Source organism: Intestinibacter sp. (assembly GCF_034113885.1).
GTDB lineage: Bacteria > Bacillota > Clostridia > Peptostreptococcales > Peptostreptococcaceae > Intestinibacter.
Genome location: NZ_JAXEWM010000131.1, coordinates 26,869 through 43,848 on the forward strand (window position 1 = coordinate 26,869; position 16,980 = coordinate 43,848).

Here is a 16,980-nt window from a genome sequence, read left to right on the forward strand (position 1 = left end):
ATTATGTAACAAATATCACTAATTTCATTATTTATTATTGTTCTCTATCTGACATAAATATATCTATAAAATTCACTCTTTCATTATTAATAACAATTCATATTCAAAAAAAGAAACTGAATTATATTCCAGTTTCTTTCTTAATTAACACTTAAAAGATATCTTTTATAAATATAGCTATCATTACTTTACTATATATTTTTATAAATTTATTTCTGATATTATTTTTTGTAATGATTTTTTAACTGGTGAATCCTCTGGTAAACTTATCATCGGCTTTCCATCACAATCATATTCATAAACTGCATTATCATGAGGAATAACTCCTAATAATTCTAATCCCTGTTTATCAATTTCCTCTTTTGTTCCTTCAGAAAGTTCTCCATTTGGTGCTCTATTTACTATTAATCCTATTCTACCTGGGTTTATATTACACTCTTTAATTAGTTCTGATATTCTTCCAGTAGCTTGAACACCTCTTCTAGAACAATCACTAACAAGAATCATTGTATCTATTTTAGGTAAAATACCTCTACTAATATGCTCCATACCTGCTTCATTATCCACTATTATATATTTATAATTATTTTGTAATTTTTTTATTTGAGATTGTAAAACACTATTAACAAAACAATAACATCCTTCACCTTGAGAACGACCCATAACCATTAAATCAAAATCATCCTCTTCAATAATTGCATCATTTAATTTCATTTCAAAGAATTCTCTTTTTGTCACATTTTTAGGAATATTTGTATCTATTCCTGTCTTTCCCATTTCTTCTCTAATTTGACCTAATGTAATATCACTTTTTACTCCAAGAACCTCATCTAAATTAGCATTCGCATCTGCATCAACTGCTAAAATAGGTGTTTTATTATTCTCACATAAATACTTAATTATTAAAGATGTTAAAGTTGTTTTCCCTACTCCACCTTTTCCTGCTACTGCAACTACATGTGCCATTTAAATCCCTCCTAATTTATAAACATATGTTCATAAATTATATTATTATTTTAAGAGCTTTCATTCAATAATCACATTTGGCCAATTTGTTCGTTTATCAACACATTTTATAAATTGTTCATTAAATAGTTAACTATATATTTGTTATAATTAAGATAAATATAAGTATTATTGAATTTTTAGTATTTTAATTATAATTAATAACATATTAAATTTAACTTTTGAATTAGGAGAAACATAATGGAAAATTTTAAAAAAGAGAAAAAATTAGATCGTAGAACAAAATATACTAAAGATATAATTAAAAAATCTTTATTAAAAATGGTTAAAAAGAAACCCTTTGAAAAAATAACGGTTACTGAAATATGTAAAATGTGTGAAATTAATAGAGGTACTTTTTATATACATTATTGTGATTTATATGATGTACTCGATGATTTATTAGATGAAATGTTTCAGGAAACTAGCAGTATTTTTTCTCATTTAGATCTTATTAATAATAAAGAAAGTAAGCAATGCACTTATCCACTTTGTAAGATGATACAAGAAAATCCCAAGTACTCAGATTTGCTACTTAATGATTCATTAAGTAACTATATAATTGACAAAATGATTTCTTTACAAAAAGATGAGTATATATCAAATCTTATAAGTCTATATAAGCTCTCATATACACAAGCTGAGGCCATTCTAATTTTTCAAATAAATGGATGCCTTGCAATAAACAAACATATGTATAAAAATAATGAAAAATGGTGTGAAATACAAAATACTATTGATAATTTTATTAAATGTGGGCTTAAAAATTATTGCGAATTAAATTAATTTTATCTTAGAGAGAAAATATTGGATTTGTAAAAAATATATTTACTTTGAATGGAATATTTTTTGATAAAAAAAGAGCTTGCTCTAGCTCTTTTTTTATCAAATTTACATCGTCTATATTACCTTTATTACTATTTACAATCTTTATCATCTTTAATTCTTAAAATGCCCCACATTCCTGATTCTATATCCCATTTTATTATGCTCGATCTATATAAATAGTCACCAGATACCATAGATGCTCCATTTAATAGTTCTATATTAAATACATTTCCTACACTGATAGCACCTTGAGTTGATATAATTCTTGTGAACGGATCCTCTGGTCGAGCCATCCATTCATGACCGTGAACTGTAAAGCTTGTATTTCTAGGTTTATCTGCTGGCATTAGAAGTCTTATTATAACTTTTTCACCTGGATATGCTTCTAATACAGGTGTTGATGGGTCTTCATGTTCTTTAGAGCTAAATACCTTAGATATATCAGGATTATGTTGTAATCTATTGAAAAATCTCTCTGATTTATAGTTAAATCCTTTTTCTCCTCTATCTTCAAAATCAACAGGTTCAATAGCTAATTCATCCTTCAAAGTATTTTCTGTAGAGATTTTTGACTCTCCATGCTCTACAGGTTCTTCAGTTTCCTCCTCTTCTACAGCAGTTTGTATTAAATTTCCTTTTTCATCCACAAGTCTTATACCATTTTGCATAAATAAAACAAATTCTCTAAACTTCTCATTTTTACCTGCAGATACTAATACCTGTTCTTGATAATCGGCTTTATATCCATTGTCATAAGAACTGTATATTTTGGCGCCTTCAGGCTCTATTATTATTGCTCCGAATAACCCGTGATATCTATGGTTTCTTATATCTGTAAAAGATGACAATAGACAAGCTCCATACTCTTCATCTGCATACCATAGATATGTTTTACTTTCTCCTGGTGCTACAGTTTGTTCTTCGCCATTATATCCTATATTTACGCCACTGTCTTTTACTGGATCGAATCTTAAAAATTGTGTGCTAATTCCCACTCTCATAGATGGGATTATTTTTTTATCTACTGGTACACCTGGATATTTTAAAAATGGTATTTGCTCATTGAAGCAATTAGTTAAAGTTATTTTTATATATTCACTTTTATTTGCTCTCAATATTAAAGGCTTAGGTTCTATTTTTCCGCTTATTACATCATCTTTAATTTCATATGGTACAAATAATAGACCATACGGATCGTGGTCTTTGTATTTATTGTATATTAAGTCCTTTTGTATAGCGGCAATATGGAACTCTCTTATCTTTTTATATGGGCAATATTTACTCTTAATCATACAATCCTTAATTTCGTCTTTATAGGATTTAACTTTATCAAATGAACATTTTTTACAGCCATCAATAGGAATTAATTTATTGTTTTTATTTTTGTATACTCTTATTATTCCCCATAATCCTAGCCATAAGTCATCTTGACCTCCGAAATAATATATATAATCGCCTGGTTTGTAATCGTCAGTTATTCTTATATTAAATGCTTCTGATATTCCTAGGGTTTGAGCTTGAACTAATGGTGATTTTCTGTCTGTTATTTCTTTTCTCCACTTCATTCCGTGTATATTAAAAATATGCTGTTCCTCTTGTGCACCGTCTAATAATCTTATAACTATTTCTTCTCCTGGATATGTTTCAAGAATTGGTGTAACTGGATCTCCATGAATATTTGAATTAAATACATCTGATGGGTCATCGTATTTGTCATTTAATCGTTCTCTAAGTGGTTCACATTTATAATTTATACCCATGACACCTGGGTCATCATGCGAACCTGGAAATGGAGGAGGATTTAATGCCTTTTTATGTCTATCGAATAACAATACAAAATCATGAACAAATAATCCAAATTCTCTAAATGCTCTACCTGAAGGTGTTTTTATAACAGCTTTTGTACCATATTTTATTCGTTTACCTGTTTGTGGATCATGATAAGTTAACCCCTTAGGTTCTATTATAAGTCCTCCAAACAATCCATGCTGTTGATGTGAATTTGGATTTAGATGGTCATGGAAGAAGCAAGCGTTTAATTCTTCATTAGCATAATATCTTTCTACTATTTGATTTAAAATTCCTAAAGGTGGTTGTTTAGGTCTTTCTCTAAATTCTCCATTTATAAAGTTGTAAAATCCTGGGTGACGTAAACTTTTTTTAGGTGGTTTTTTTCTATCAGGTAGAGGATTTAAAGCCTTTACATAAGTTCCATTTGGGTATAATGGAGGTATAATTTCGCCATTCTCAACTACTGTATCTTTTCCAGTTTCTAATCTATCGAATACTCTCCACAAGGACCACATTCCTTCATGAAAATGTGGATATAAATGGCAGTGCCATATATGATCTCCTATAGATCCGGCAAGGCTTCCTGCACCATGTAGTATATCTATATCATATGTTTCTTGTGGAGCTATAGATATTGAATCTATTATAGTCGAATCTGGGTCATCAGGTTCTAGCTTCCACTGATGTGTATGGAGGTGAAATACATGAGTTTCTTTAACCCCACCATGTATAAGTCTAAATCTCGATGGATCTCCTACATAGGCTCTCGGTATAAAAGTCGCTGGATCACCATAAGTCCATGAACTCATAGAAACATCTTCTCCATCTACTAAAGTATGATCTGGTTTTATTATATCTACAACTCCACCGCTATCTCTTTCATCACAAGGATTGCAGTATTTAAAACCTCTATCTTTATCTGGTAAAAAATGAGCTCTATTTACCATCGGCTCTGATCTATAGCTAATTGCAGTTACTCCCATCGGTTGACCAGTATGCGGATCAATTATTTGTCCTCCAAATCTATTTTTCATTTCAAGTTCATCGTGAAAATATACTGCATATTCTCTAAAGCTCGGTTTATCTGGATTGTGTATATCTGCAAATGCACCGCTTTTCAATTCACTTCCATCTACAGGATCTGCCCATGTAGAGCCTTATGCTTGTACTATAAGCGCTCCAAATAACCCGTGTATATTTGTTCCTTCTTCACTAAAGCGTGTATCTCCCATATCGCTGAAATAAAATATTCCTTCTCTATCAGCATACCATTCGTAAGTTATTTTTTCACCTTTGCCAACTGTAGAATCTTCATTGTAGCCTACATTAGCTCCGTCTGATTTTATATTTTTATATTTGAGTCCATGCATATTAATCGATAATCTTCTGTCTTCATCGTGCTCAAATTCAATTATTATTGTTTCTCCAACATTTACCCTTATTGTAAGAGGCTGAACTTCATCTGTAGGTATTGGTAGTGGGTCTTCATTTTCATCCTTATTATTAAAGTTACGCATAGCTTTTTCTTTTACTTTTTCTTTATCTTCACTTAATATATACATTAATCCATTTGGATCATGATCGCCAAAAAAATCATATACAATCGGAATTGATAATACTGTAACATTGAATTTTCTAATTTTACTATCCACTTGTATTACTCCTTTAATTACATTCTTATTATTTAATATGATATATAATTACATACTGTTACATTTCCATTATTTTTTTGACATATTATGATTTTATAACTAATACAAATTCGCTCAAAAAAAGAGATATAGAAAATTAATCCTATATCCCTCTTAAATTTGCATTTCTATAATTTCTTATTTAATAGCTTCTTTTTCTACATGTAAAACTTCGCCTGTTATAGCATCTACTGTTACATCGTATTCTGTGTTGTCTTTTACTAATTCGCCTTCGTATGTTGCTGGTTCATTATCATCATCATTTTTATCGAATTCAAGTGCTACTATTTTAGCATCTGGAACTTCTTTTTTCATTATTTGTTTTGCTTTCTCTCTAGTTATATATTGTTCACTTGAATCATTTGCTTTAGAAGTATTATTTTCATATCTTCCATCATATTTTTCTTGTTCTGATTCTAAAACTTCACCTGTTACAGCGTCTACAGTTATATCGTATTCTGTGTCGTCTTTTACTAATTCTCCTTCATATTCCGCTGTATTATCATCTTTATCTTCATCTAGTTGGAAATTTACAAATTCAGCGCCTTCAGGCACTTCTTTTTGCATTATTTCTTTAGCCTTATCTTCTCCTATATAATCCTTAGTTGAATTTTCTTGTGATGCAGATGCTACTGATGTACTTTGTGTCTCTGTTTTTACACTACTACTATCCGCCGATGAATTAGAACAACCTACCATACACATACCTGCTATTACTACTATTCCTAACATTGTTATTATATTTTTCATATTTCTTACCTCCTAAATTTTTGCTTTGTTTTCTTTTACTATTAAATACATCTAGAGCATAAATTTTGGGTACTTTTTTTAAAAAAATTTTATTTTTTTATCTTTTTTCTCCAAAATAAGCAACTACAACCGTACCCTGTGCAGTATGAGCTCCTATAGTCGGACAAATATCTTGAATCATTATATTTTTTATTCCATATTTATTTTTTATTCTATCTGCTAGATATTCAGCATCATCTATACAATCTCCATGGGATATAAATACCTCTTTCAATTTTTTTATATCTGCATTTTTCTCTATGTTATCAGCTAATACATTTAATGCCTTCTTACGCCCTCTTACCTTTGATATATTAGCTAATTTTCCTTGGTCATCCATATGAAGTATAGGATTTATATTTAGCACAGTTCCTATAACAGCTTGAGATTTTGAAAGTCTGCCCCCACGGAATAAATGATTTAAGTCTGATACTATAAATTCATGTATTATATGCTTTTTATTTTCATTTAACCATGTAGATATCTCATCTATAGTTTTGCCTTGATTTTTCATCTCAACTGCCTTCATAACTAGAAATCCTTGCCCAACTGTACCTGATAGAGAATCAACTACTATTATTTTGGACTCTGGAAATTCTTCCATTACGCTTTCTGCACATATTTCAGTAGTATTATAGCTTGAACTCAATCTTGATGAAAAGCTTATATGAAGTATATCATAGCCTTTTTCTACTTGTTCCTTCATTTTTTCCATTACATTTTCAGGATTAGCTGCACTTGTTGTAGGCATTTTGCCATTTTTTAATGCTTGATAAAAATCTTTAACAGGCATATCTTTTACCCCGGGTATATATTCTTCTCCATCCACAATATAATATAATGGATGAATTAATATATTATTCTCTTCTAAATAAGAATTTGGTAAATCCCCTGTTGAATCTGTTGAAATAATAAAATTTCTCACTTTTCAACCTCCTCTTTTATTTAAAAACTGTATTTATAATTTATATCACTTTTTTTGTTTTTAATAACCAATATTCTTATTTTTATATTTTTTTATACGGATTTCCTCCCTTTTCCCTATATTTATATTGTATTAGATTTTATACTGTGAGAAAGTTTCAAAAAATAAACAAAAGCCATAGATAACTAAGTCATCTATAGCCTTTGCTTTGTTGGTTGCAATTATATTATATAAAAATACTATCTTAAATTAGTTTGTCCCATAACATCCAAGTCTATTGTTCTAGCTGCTTTTCTTCCATCAGCAATTGCCTTACATACTAATGATTGACCTGATCTCATATCACCAGCTGCATATATGCCTTCAACAGAAGTTCTCTTGAATTCATCAGTTTTTACATTACCTCTTTCATCAAGCTCTACTCCTAAATCTCCAAGTAAAGTCTCATGTTCTGGATGTAAAAATCCTAATGCAAATAGTGCTAAATCACATTCTATTTCAAAATCAGAATCAGGTATTTCCTGTCTATTTTCATCTAATTTAATTGCGTGAAGCTTCTTAACTACTCCGCCTTCTCCACTAAATGCAGTTGGTTTTACAGAGTACTCTCTGATTCCACCTTCTTCAAATACTGGGTTTTTAGTCATTGCAGATATTTTGCCCCAGAAGCTTGCTCCTTTTGAATCTCTTTCACTTTCAGAAGATCTTTGTAGTTGATATACATTTTTAGCGCCTTGTCTAATCGCTGTACCGACACAGTCGTTGGCAGTATCTCCACCACCTATTACTATTACGTTCTTGTCAGTTGCTAAAATTTCTTCCTCTTCAACTTCAAGTCCTCTATTTCTCTTATTTTGTTGTTTTAGATAATCTACAGCAAAATTAAGTCCTTTTAAAGATCTTCCTGGAATAGGTAAATCTCTTGCTTGAGTTGCTCCTCCTGTTAAAACTACTATATCGTATTCTTTTTTAAGTATTTTTGCTGGGTAATCTCTTCCTACCCATATATTTGTCTTGAATTTTATTCCTTCTTCTTTTAATAAATCTACACGTCTATCTACAACCCATTTTTCTAATTTGAAATCTGGTATACCATAGACTAATAGTCCACCTATTACATCATCTCTTTCAAATACAGTTACATCGTAGCCTGCTTTATTTAATTGGTCTGCACATGCAAGTCCTGCTGGTCCAGAACCTATTACTGCAACTGTCTTACCTACTTTTACTAGAGGTGGTTTTGCAGTTATCCAACCTTCTTCAAATGCTTTATTTATTATACTTAATTCCATATTTTTACATCCAACCGGTTCCTTTATGGCGCCTAGTACACATGCCTTTTCACATAAGCCTGGACATACAGTCCCTGTAAATTCAGGGAAATTATTTGTTTGAAGTAATCTATCTAAAGCATCCTTCCATTGACCTCTATAAACTAAGTCATTTATTTCTGGAGCTGCATTTCCAAGCGGACATCCATATTCAGATGTACAAAATGGTACTCCGCAATCCATGCATCTAGCTGCTTGAATTTTTACCTTGTCATAGTCCATAGGTATATATATTTGATTAAAGTCCTTTATACGTTCTTCTACAGGACGTTTGCTCTGATTCTCACGTTCATATTCTATAAAACCAGTTTCTTTTCCCATTTTTGTCCCCCCTTACACTGCTTTATACTCGCTTATTAGTTTTTTGTACATTTTTGGTATAACTCTTACTATATTTAATTTTTCTTCATTCCAATTATCTAATATCATTTTTGCTTTTTCGCTTTCAGTATATTCGTAGTGTTTTTGGATTAAATCTTTTACTATTGCTTCGTCTTCTGTATCTATTAATGCTTCTATATCTGCATTTTTAACTATTCCAGGATTTAATTTTGACTCTAATTGTTTCTTGTTATCGTATACGTAAACTGTTCCACCACTCATACCTGCTGCAAAGTTTCTACCTGTATCTCCTAATATAACTACTGTTCCACCAGTCATATATTCACATCCATGGTCTCCAACACCTTCTACTACAGCTGTTGCACCTGAATTTCTAACTGCAAATCTTTCGCCGGCTTTACCATTAGCGTAGAACTCTCCACTAGTTGCTCCATATAAAACTGTATTTCCAACTATTATGTTTTCATCAGATTTTATAGTACATTCTTTAGGTAATTTCACTTTTATTTTTGCTCCTGAAAGACCTTTACCAACGTAGTCGTTGCAGTCTCCAGTTAAGTTTATTGTTATACCCTTCATACCAAATGCCATGAAGCTTTGTCCTGTACTACCTGTTAAGTTTAAAGTTATAGTATCGTCTGGTAATCCTTCTGCTCCATAACGTTTAGCTACTTCACCACTTAGCATAGTTCCTACTGTACGGTTTATATTCTTAATCTTGAAGTCGCCAGTTACTTTAGTTCTGTTTTCTAAAGCATCTTTAGCAAATTCTATTAATTTTAAGTCATAAGCCTTATCCATACTATGATCTTGATCCATTATTTTTCTACCAACTATTCTTTGTGGTAGGTTTGGTCTATAAAGTATAGAAGAGAAATCTAGATCTTTAGTTTTTTCATTTTTTAGAAGTTCATTTATTTCTAATTTATCGACTCTACCTATCATTTCATCCATAGTTCTAAATCCAAGCTGAGCCATTAATTCTCTTACTTCTGTAGCTACAAATGTGAAGTAGTTTATAACGTGTTCTACTTTACCTTTGAATTTCTTTCTAAGCTCTGGATTTTGTGTAGCAACACCCATTGGACAAGTATTAGAGTGACATTTTCTCATCATCATACATCCCATAACTACAAGTGGAGTAGTTGCAAATCCAAATTCTTCAGCTCCAAGTAAAGCAGCTACTACTACGTCCTTACCAGTTCTCATTTGACCGTCTGTTTGCAATGTAACTCTACTTCTCAAGTTGTTTAATAATAGAACTTGGTGAGCTTCTGAAAGTCCAAGCTCCCAAGGACCGCCTGTATATCTTATTGAAGTATGAGGAGCAGCTCCTGTACCTCCATCATATCCTGATATTAATATTAAATCAGCTTTAGCCTTTGCAACACCTGCTGCAACTGTACCGACACCTACTTCTGAAACTAATTTTACTGATATATTAGCTTCTGGATTTACACTCTTTAAGTCGTGTATTAATTGCTCTAAGTCTTCTATTGAGTATATATCGTGGTGTGGTGGTGGTGATATTAAGTCTATTCCAGGTATAGCATGACGAACCTTACCTATAGTTTCATTTACCTTTGGTCCTGGAAGACGTCCACCTTCACCAGGTTTTGCACCTTGAGCCATTTTTATTTGTAGTTCTTTGGCATTTACTAGATATTCAGTAGTAACACCAAATCTACCTGATGCAACTTGTTTTGTTGCACTCATTGTTATATTTTTAAATCTCTTAGAATCTTCTCCACCTTCACCAGTATTTGAACGACCTCCTAGAGTATTCATAGCTGTTGCTAGTGTTTCATGAGCTTCTTTACTAAGTGAACCGAAACTCATAGCACCACTTACAAATCTTTTTACTATTTCTGAAACTGGTTCAACCTCTTCTATTGGTATACTTTCTGAATCCTTAAATTTAAGAAGTCCACGAATAGTACATAATTCCTCTGCTTGATCATCTATAGCTTTTGAGAAATCCTTAAATAGCTTATAGTCATTTTCTCTAACACTCTTTTGTAGAGTAGTTATTGTGTAAGGGTTAAACATATGTTTTTCTTCATTTCTTCTGTAGTTGTATTTTCCACCAAGCTCTAGTGTGTCTATTGGATTTCTAAGCTTGTTATAAGCTCTTTCATGTCTTGTTAAAGTTTCTTTAGCTATTACATCAAGACCTATACCTTCTATTCTTGTAGGAGTTCCTGTGAAGTATTTTTCTATTACATCCTTGTTTATACCTATACATTCAAATATTTGTGCACTTCTGTAGCTTTGTATAGTAGATATACCCATTTTAGATATTATCTTTAATAATCCTTTGCATATTGCTTTATTGTAATTTGCTTTTAAATCTTCTTTTGATTTGTCGCCTACATATAATTTCTTTTTAGCTAATTGATCTATAGTTTCATAAGCTAAGTAAGGGTTGATTGCAGTAGCACCATATCCTATTAATAGAGCAAAATGCATTACTTCCTTCGCTTCCCCTGTTTCTAGAATTATATTTACATTAGTTCTCAATTTATTTTTTATTAGATAATGTTGTAGAGCACTAGTTGCTAATAATGCAGGTATTGGAGCTTGTTGTTTATTTATATTTCTATCAGATAAAATTATTACATTATATCCCTCCATTATTGCATCTTTAGCTCTTTGACATAATAAGTCAAGTGCTTCAACTAAATCCTTACCAGTACCTGGTGATCTAAATAACATAGGTATTTTAACAGCTCTTAAGCTTTGATTGTTTATTTTACTTATTTTTTCCAAGTCAACATCAGATAATATTGGATTATCTAATTGTATAAATGTGTAATCCTTCTTGTTATTGTCTAATAAATTAGCCTTTTGTCCAATTATAGTAACTAAACTCATTATAGATTCTTCTCTTATTGGATCTATCGGTGGATTTGTTACTTGGGCAAATAATTGTTTAAAATAGTTGTAAAGCAGTTGTGGTCTCTTAGATAAAACAGCAAGTGGTGTATCGTCACCCATAGAGCCTTGTGGTTCTTTTCCATCCTTAGCCATTTGTGCTAAAACTATTTTTATGTCTTCATATGTATATCCAAATGCTTGTTGTCTTTGTAGTAAAGTATCTTCATCACCTTTTGGTATATATGAAGGCTTTGGAATCATATCCATAGTCAATTTATTTCTTTCAAGCCAAGCTTCATAATCATATGCTTCAAATAATTCCTTTTTAACCTCTTCATCTGGAATTATTCTTCCTTGTTCTAAGTCTAGCATGAATATTTTTCCTGGTTCTAGACGTCCACTATATTCAACGTTAGCAGGATCTGTTTCTAATACTCCAGTTTCTGATGCTAATATTACAAATCCGTCTTTAGTTATTGTATATCTTGATGGTCTTAATCCATTTCTATCTAATAAAGCTCCAAGCTGAACTCCATTTGTAAATGCTATAGCTGCTGGTCCATCCCAAGGCTCCATTATTGTAGCATGATAGTTATAATATGCCTTTTCCTTTGGATCCATTAAATTATTTCCTTTCCAAGCTTGTGGGATAAGCATTGTCATAGCTTCAGTTAATGATTTTCCTGTAGATATTAAAAGCTCAAATGCATTATCTAAAGTAGCTGAGTCAGAGCAGTTCGGAGTTAATATTGGGAATAACTCTTCTAAACCATCTTTAAATTTATCTGATTTCAACACACCTTCTCTAGCATGCATCCAGTTTCTGTTACCCATGATAGTATTTATTTCACCATTGTGAGCTAAATATCTAAATGGTTGTGCTAAGTCCCATGTTGGGAATGTATTTGTTGAATAACGTTGATGTATTAAAGCTAATGCAGATTTAAAATCTGGATCTCCTAAATCTTTATAAAAGCTTCCTATTTGTCTTGCTAAAAGCAATCCTTTGTATATTATTGTTCTACTTGATAAACTCGGTAAATAAAAGTATCCTTTATTGTGCATAGTAGAATTTCTTACTGCTATTTCAGATTTTTTTCTTACTATAAATAATTTTCTTTCAAATTCCTCTGTAGTATAGCTTCCCTTATCTACAAAAACTTGTTTTATCAAAGGTTCACTACCTTTTGCGATTTCACCGATGGCATTACGGTCTACTTCAACATCTCTCCATCCTAGAAGCTTTAATCCTTCTTTTGCTAATATAGTTTCAAAAATACCTTCACACTCTAAATCTTCATCAGATTCACGAGGTAAAAATACCATACCTACTGCATATTTTCCTTCATCTGGTAAATCTATCTTGTTTTCATTGCATTTTTTATTAAAAAACTCATGAGGTATTTGAATCATTATACCTGCACCGTCTCCAGTAGTTTCATCACACCCTGTTGCTCCTCTATGTGATAAATTTTGTAAAATTAATAATCCCTTCTCTACTATCTCGTGTGATTTTTCGCCCTTTATGCTGGCAATAAAACCTATACCACAATTATCTTTTTCAAATCTTGGATCGTACAATCCCTGTTTTTCTGGTAACCCGATATTTGGTACGCTTTGTTTTACTTCCATAATAGCTCCTCCTCTAAGTATATTGCATACATTTATATAAATAAATCTATCTCTCAATTTGATAATGTAGTATATATTATAATGAAGTTTTCAGAAAAATGCAATTTTTTAAAAAATTATTTCATTTTTATTTTTTAATATTTCATCTTTTTGTTTTATGTAAAATCAAATTTAGATGTAATTATTAATTTGGAAATATAGATTGTTTATGATGTATCGTAATATAAATACTTTTTTTATACTGCATTATTTCCTTTTTTTAATATAAATAAAGAAAATGTTATCATAAAAATTCATAATATCGATTTTTTATCAATCGATACAATAAGTTCGATAACTTCATAAAAATGCATAATTAATATTGACTTATTCATAATCTTTAAATAAATATAATTTTCTATGAATTATAAAAACCATAGATTAATAAAAAAATCATATCTATGGTTTTATTTTCAAATAAATTTATACAAAGTATCTATTGTAAATATGCTTTTTATAAGATCTATAAAGTAAAAATAACATCAAAACAATGCTTACAGAATAGCTAGTGTAAATAACCTTCATATCATAAAAATAATTAAGCAATACAGAACACCAAATTATTCTAAAAATACAATGGGCAAATAAAGATATTACCATAGGCTCAAAAGTTTTTTCGACGCCACGTAAGCTTCCTATATAAATTTGATTCATAGCATAAAACACGTATGAAGGAAAAACTATCCTTATACTATCAAGTCCCACCTTTATAACTTCACTGTCTGTAGTGAATAGCTTCAATATATACGGTGCAAATATATTTAAAACTATTATAAAGATAAGTGATATAAAAACGCTCAATTTTAAACTTATACCTATACCATCTTTTACTCTTTCATATTCTTTAGCACCAAAATTCTGTCCTACAAATCCAGTCACTGCCAATCCTAAAGAAAACAATGGGAAATATAAAAATCCTTCAATCTTCGCAAATACAGTCATTCCAGCCATAGCTTCAGCTCCGAAAGAATTTATACTAGATTGTATAATCAAAGATGATATACTCATAAAAATTGCTTGTAATCCGGCTGGTATTCCTACCAAAAATATATCTTTTGTATATCCTTTATAAATTTTAAGCCCTTTTAATTCCATTTTAAATTTTTGATCTAAACAAGTTAATTTCCATAAAACCAAAATAGTGGCTAAAATTTGAGAGAACAAGGTAGCAATAGCTGTACCCTTTACGCCCCATCTAAAGCTTACAACAAATAAAATATCTAATACTAGGTTCAACACACACGAAAACGCTAAAAAGTAAAGTGGATCCTTCGTATTACCAAGTGCCCTCAATATTGCAGTTCCTATATTATACAATAATTGAAATGTTATTCCTAAAAAACATATATTTAAATAATCTACTGCTAGATAATATACATTTTTTGGAGTTTGAAGCCAAATTATCATAGGTTTCATAAATATAAAACCTAAAATAGTAAATACCACTCCTAAAATAGTGCTAACTGCAAGAGATGTGGATATACTTTTTTTGAGCTTATCATATGTATGTGCTCCAAACTGATTTGCTATAACTGAACTTACACCTGTAGATAATCCTATAAAAAAATTCACTATAACAGATATTAAAAGTCCAGTAGAACCAATAGCAGCCAATGCATCTGTTCCAATATAATGTCCTATAATCGATGTATCTGCTATATTATAAAACTGTTGCAGAATCTGAGACAGAAGAATTGGTAAAGTAAATATTAATAATTGCTTTGAAATATTTCCACAAGTCATATCTATTTCGCACTTTGCTTGCATGTATATCACCTCATATTACCTAATAATTTTATTCTAGATAAAGAATATCATTATTATATAATATGAAGTATTGTCAAAAATTCATGTCAAAGGTATAACAAAAAACATATAACCCAATAACAAAATGTTATTAAATTATATGTTATCTTTTACGATATTCATTATGTATGAAACAAATTCTTCTCCCTCTTTATTTAAATATCTATTTTTATGCTTTATGTAACCAAAATTTAAATATTTCTCATACCCTCTAATCGGTATCATTCTTATTTCCTCGTTTTTATATGATCCCTTAAACCAACATCCTCCTATATTGCATAAATCTGAAGAATTTAATAGCTTGATCATAGCATGATCACTATTCGTTATAACTTGATAATCTAAATATGTATTGTTTTTTTCACTAGATATTGAACTGCTTAATATATCGTTTAAGGTAAAATAATCTTCCTCTAATTGAATAAACTTCAGATGTTTTAATTGATCTATTTCTACATATTCTGAATTATATATAGGGCTATTTTTTCCTGCAGATAAAATTATATCTGTTTTAGCTAACAAAACAAACTGTAGATTTTTTCTTTCTAGTAATTGTTTAAATGCTTTTGTCTTGTTCTTAGGAACAAATACAAAGCCAATTTGCACTTCTTCATTATCTACTGCATTTATAATTTTTTCTACTCCCCCTTCTATATATTTAAACTTGATATTTTCAAATTTTTTATCATTATAAAATTTTGAAAATAACTCAGACATCTTGCTGCTAGGATTTGTTGCTATGGAAAACAGCGATTCTCCCTTGTTTTTCTTAGAGTAATTTATTAATTCAACGTTTTTCAATATATTTTTCGCATATGCGTATATTCTTTCACCGTCCTTTGAAAGTGCAACTCCCCTCGGAGTCCTTTCAAACAATTCCATACCTAGATATGATTCTAAAGATTTTATCATTTTACTTACATATGGCTGAGAAGTATATAATACCTCTGCTGCCTTACTCAAACTACCTTGCTCTGCACTTACTACAAAATACTGTAATTGATTTACATTTAACATATCTATACCTCTATTCTAAACATGAATTTATAAACTCAACAGATACATCCATTCTAACTGCTGTTTCTTCTATAGAAAGCCCACTTTGAATAAATCTTTTTACGACCATCTTTATATTTTCTCCAACTTCAATTACATGCATATCAAGATCATAAAAACGCACAACTCTCTGTCCCCAACTATGCTCAATCAACTCATGAACAAATACAATATCTTTAAATTTATTTAGTTTTTCAATAAATTTATCCATATCATCCTCTTCAAAATACAGTTCCATCGAGTTATTTTTAAAAATAATTTGTTCTTCATCTTTATTTATAAATTTTTTCCATGTTTCAAGTGTTTGTAACACAACTCCACCAGTTAAAGTTACATTTGCTCCAAAATCAGCTATAATGTCTAATCCCAACACATCGTGATAAAATTTCTTAGATTTTTCTAAATCTGAAACTGCAATTAAAGTACTTGTAAATTTCAAACTTTGTCACCTACCTTATATGAAAAATTATTTTCTTATATTGTAACTATATTGTGTTTCTAATTATAAAAACCAATATATCTTCGTATTATCATCATATATAAAACCTTCCCATTTTTTAGTATTTATCCTATATTCTTCTTTTAAAGCAGATATAGAAGTGACTAATCCCCATGCAAGTTCACCGTAATCTTTAAATTTACTTTTTTTCATAATTTCTTGCCAAGTAACAGGCTTTCCATATTGCTTAATTTGATCTAAAGTTGGAAATACATGCTCATATTCATATTTTTTATTAGATTTAGTCCAATTTAATGGCATACTTATGAATGGGCTTAAAATTATAGCCGCTGCTTTAAAAGGTTCTGGCAGTTGACTTTTAATTGGTTTATCATATTCAAACCATATATATTCCACTATTTCCTCACT

At 30.3% G+C, this 16,980-nt stretch carries 12 protein-coding genes; 1 reads left to right on the plus strand and 11 read right to left on the minus strand.

What is annotated here, in order from left to right:
• Positions 1–201: 201 nt before the first annotated feature.
• Complete coding sequence (locus SPD90_RS08100; RefSeq protein WP_320924889.1) at positions 202–966, minus strand: ATP-binding protein; 765 nt, start codon at positions 964–966, stop codon at positions 202–204.
• A gap of 240 nt (positions 967–1,206) precedes the next feature.
• On the opposite strand from SPD90_RS08100, the gene SPD90_RS08105 reads away from it, so the two are divergent.
• Complete coding sequence (locus tag SPD90_RS08105; RefSeq protein WP_320924890.1) at positions 1,207–1,791, plus strand: TetR/AcrR family transcriptional regulator; 585 nt, start codon at positions 1,207–1,209, stop codon at positions 1,789–1,791.
• Between the two features lie 131 nt (positions 1,792–1,922).
• Here SPD90_RS08105 and SPD90_RS08110 read toward each other — a convergent pair whose 3' ends face one another.
• The 10 genes from SPD90_RS08110 to SPD90_RS08155 form a co-directional block, all read right to left on the minus strand.
• Entirely contained in the window at positions 1,923–4,745 is a 2,823-nt protein-coding gene (locus SPD90_RS08110) for a hypothetical protein (protein ID WP_320924891.1), read from the minus strand.
• 36 nt (positions 4,746–4,781) lie between these two features.
• Complete coding sequence (locus SPD90_RS08115; RefSeq protein ID WP_320624527.1) at positions 4,782–5,276, minus strand: multicopper oxidase domain-containing protein; 495 nt, start codon at positions 5,274–5,276, stop codon at positions 4,782–4,784.
• A 177-nt stretch (positions 5,277–5,453) separates the two neighbouring features.
• Entirely contained in the window at positions 5,454–6,065 is a 612-nt protein-coding gene (locus tag SPD90_RS08120) for a PepSY domain-containing protein (RefSeq protein ID WP_320924892.1), read from the minus strand.
• 97 nt (positions 6,066–6,162) lie between these two features.
• Entirely contained in the window at positions 6,163–7,029 is an 867-nt protein-coding gene (locus SPD90_RS08125; RefSeq protein WP_320924893.1) for a DegV family protein, read from the minus strand.
• A 239-nt stretch (positions 7,030–7,268) separates the two neighbouring features.
• The gene (locus SPD90_RS08130) at positions 7,269–8,681 is read right to left on the minus strand and encodes a glutamate synthase subunit beta (RefSeq protein ID WP_320924894.1); all 1,413 of its coding nucleotides are present in this window, start codon (positions 8,679–8,681) and stop codon (positions 7,269–7,271) included.
• A 12-nt stretch (positions 8,682–8,693) separates the two neighbouring features.
• Positions 8,694–13,211, minus strand: coding sequence for a glutamate synthase large subunit (gene gltB, locus SPD90_RS08135; RefSeq protein WP_320924895.1), 4,518 nt, complete (start codon positions 13,209–13,211; stop codon positions 8,694–8,696).
• A gap of 462 nt (positions 13,212–13,673) precedes the next feature.
• The gene (locus SPD90_RS08140; protein ID WP_290690890.1) at positions 13,674–15,017 is read right to left on the minus strand and encodes an MATE family efflux transporter; all 1,344 of its coding nucleotides are present in this window, start codon (positions 15,015–15,017) and stop codon (positions 13,674–13,676) included.
• 135 nt (positions 15,018–15,152) lie between these two features.
• Positions 15,153–16,073 (minus strand): LysR family transcriptional regulator, encoded by a 921-nt coding sequence (locus SPD90_RS08145; RefSeq protein ID WP_290690889.1) that lies wholly within the window; start codon positions 16,071–16,073, stop codon positions 15,153–15,155.
• A gap of 10 nt (positions 16,074–16,083) precedes the next feature.
• A complete protein-coding gene (locus SPD90_RS08150) occupies positions 16,084–16,551 on the minus strand; it encodes a VOC family protein (protein WP_320623979.1) in 468 nt (155 codons plus the stop codon).
• Between the two features lie 63 nt (positions 16,552–16,614).
• The gene (locus SPD90_RS08155) at positions 16,615–16,968 is read right to left on the minus strand and encodes a DUF2711 family protein (RefSeq protein WP_320623980.1); all 354 of its coding nucleotides are present in this window, start codon (positions 16,966–16,968) and stop codon (positions 16,615–16,617) included.
• Positions 16,969–16,980 lie beyond the last annotated feature (12 nt).

Excerpts from the sequence above, each read along its gene's own strand:
- SPD90_RS08100 (WP_320924889.1), bottom strand. The coding sequence starts at position 966 with ATGGCACATGTAGTTGCAGTAGCAGGAAAAGGTGGAGTAGGGAAAACA.
- SPD90_RS08105 (WP_320924890.1), top strand. The coding sequence starts at position 1,207 with ATGGAAAATTTTAAAAAAGAGAAAAAATTAGATCGTAGAACAAAATAT.
- SPD90_RS08120 (WP_320924892.1), bottom strand. The coding sequence starts at position 6,065 with ATGAAAAATATAATAACAATGTTAGGAATAGTAGTAATAGCAGGTATG.
- SPD90_RS08130 (WP_320924894.1), bottom strand. The coding sequence starts at position 8,681 with ATGGGAAAAGAAACTGGTTTTATAGAATATGAACGTGAGAATCAGAGC.
- gltB (WP_320924895.1), bottom strand. The coding sequence starts at position 13,211 with ATGGAAGTAAAACAAAGCGTACCAAATATCGGGTTACCAGAAAAACAG.
- SPD90_RS08140 (WP_290690890.1), bottom strand. The coding sequence starts at position 15,017 with ATGCAAGCAAAGTGCGAAATAGATATGACTTGTGGAAATATTTCAAAG.
- SPD90_RS08145 (WP_290690889.1), bottom strand. The coding sequence starts at position 16,073 with ATGTTAAATGTAAATCAATTACAGTATTTTGTAGTAAGTGCAGAGCAA.